Raw genomic sequence first — 2,026 nt, forward strand, 5'->3', positions numbered from 1 at the left:
CGCCCTAAGGTAATTCCGGTTGATTCATTACTGCAATTGCGTCAGCGGTTGGATCGTCTGCCCCCAAAAAGCCCCCAGCGTGCAATCCAAGTTGCTGCGATTGCCACTCTTTACGGGGTGTCTGTCACAACTGTTTATCGTTTGCTCAATGACTTCAATAAGCCATGCGCCGCACACAGAGCCGATCATGGCAAGCCTCGCGTACTGCCCACGCAGCAGTTGGAGCAATTCTGTGAGTTGGTTGCAGCACTCAAGCTACGAACCACCAACAAAAACGGGCGGCACTTATCAACAGGACGTGCAATTGAACTTTTGGAAGATTTTGGAGTGGAGACCACTCAAGGATTGACCAAAGCGCCCAAAGGTTTATTGAGCCGCCAAACGATCAACCGCTACCTGTCGCTGTGGCAGCTTGACCAACAACACCTGACGCGCGAACCTGCCGCCGTGCGGTTCCAGGCTGAGCACAGCAACGACTGCTGGCAGTTCGACATGTCGCCGTCGGACCTTAAGCACATCGAAAAGCCGACCTGGATTGATCCAGCCAAGGGTGTTCCGACACTCATGTTGTTCAGTGTCGTTGATGATCGCAGTGGCGTTAATTACCAAGAATACCGCTGTGTGTATGGTGAAGACACCGAATCAGCGCTGCGTTTCTTGTTCAATGCCATGGCTCCCAAGGCTGATCCAGCATGCCCCTTTCAAGGTCGGCCCAAAATGATCTACCTGGACAACGGGCCAGTAGCCAAAAGCCACGTTTTCCAGAACGTCATGCAAGCGCTGGAGATTGAGTGGAAAACCCATATTCCCGCTGGCAAGGATGGCACTCGCACCACCGCCCGCTCCAAAGGCAAGGTAGAGCGGCCATTCCGGACGGTCAAAGAAGCCCATGAAACGCTGTACCACTTCCACAAGCCAGAAACCGAACTGCAGGCCAACGAGTGGTTGTTGCGCTACCTGATTCGCTACAACGGTCAGCGCCACCGCCATGAAACCCACTCGCGCCTGGACGACTGGCTGGTCAAGCTGCCTGTAGAGGGTTTGCGAGAAATGTGTACCTGGGCGCAGTTTTGCCGCTTCGCCCGTGCACCGGAGCGGCGCAAAGTGGGGATTGATGCCCGCATCAGTATTGATGGCACCCAATACGAGGTTGAACCCAGCATGGTGAGTGTGATCACCGAATTTGATGGTCTGCTGGTCAAGTTCCGTGATGGTTGTTACGGCGAAGGGCAGGACTCAAAGGCAAACGGCACCGGTATGACTACAGGTGCCGTTTAGGAATTGAGCTGTGGGTGTTAATCAGAAAGTCTCGTCAGAGAAACGCCACGGCACAAGCTCGTTGACATTGGGTTTGGCTTTTTGGGCGTAGTGGCGTTCAATGCGACTACCGTAGCGTGCCAGAAGACTGGTGCTGATCACCTGCAGGAACTCAAAAATTTCGACGGCAGCCTCATCAGACAACGCCGGGGTGTACTCGCACAGGCACAAACCAGATGGGCGCTTGTGTTTTTTCTTCATGGTCATTTTCCTGCTGCCGCACGTCGCTGCGTCGGCTTTGGCGCTGGTGCAAAGACATCAAGATACAGTTTCTCATCAAGCACAGGCAAATCCCGCTGCGCAGCAGCGGCCAGAAGCTCAGCAGCCATGGTCGTGAGAATCCGATAGTTGCCAGCGGCGTGATCACAAAGCGTCTGGCGCAGTGGCAGCGTCATCAAGCTGGCATTACCTGCGCCGGCTATCAAATGCTCCAAGCACAGAGCCAACTCCTCGCGACTGGCAAACTCGGTAGCCAGGCGGGTCCGAATACGGCTACCCAGTGGAATAAGCTCTTCACGGCGCAGCTTCTCAAGCAGGCGCCCATCTCCTGCCATCACGATACACAACAAGGGCTGAGAATCGAACTGCGAACTCGCCAGCAGCCGCAACTCAGACAACACCTGAGGTGTCATCTCCTGCGCCTCATCGACCAAGAGCACCGCCCGACAGCGGGTGGACTCCATATGGCTGAGCCAACGCTCGCGCAAAG

2 protein-coding genes and 1 pseudogene are annotated in these 2,026 nt (G+C 55.3%); 1 reads left to right on the forward strand and 2 read right to left on the reverse strand.

The genetic code is table 11. The features are described 5' to 3' along the window. Positions 1-12: 12 nt before the first annotated feature. Positions 13-1,164, forward strand: a pseudogene (locus tag ACOYNV_RS27965) (IS481 family transposase); the annotation flags it as partial. 135 nt (positions 1,165-1,299) lie between these two features. Here ACOYNV_RS27965 and ACOYNV_RS27970 read toward each other — a convergent pair. Continuing rightward, positions 1,300-1,518 (reverse strand): hypothetical protein, encoded by a 219-nt coding sequence (locus ACOYNV_RS27970; RefSeq protein ID WP_422903096.1) that lies wholly within the window; start codon positions 1,516-1,518, stop codon positions 1,300-1,302. 2 nt (positions 1,519-1,520) lie between these two features. Continuing rightward, positions 1,521-2,026 (reverse strand): AAA family ATPase (locus ACOYNV_RS27975; protein ID WP_422903097.1); only part of this gene is annotated, 506 nt, incomplete at its 5' end.

It is taken from the genome of Propionivibrio sp. (assembly GCF_049316945.1).
Lineage (GTDB): Bacteria > Pseudomonadota > Gammaproteobacteria > Burkholderiales > Rhodocyclaceae > Propionivibrio.

Excerpts from the sequence above, each read along its gene's own strand:
- ACOYNV_RS27970 (WP_422903096.1), bottom strand. The coding sequence starts at position 1,518 with ATGAAGAAAAAACACAAGCGCCCATCTGGTTTGTGCCTGTGCGAGTAC.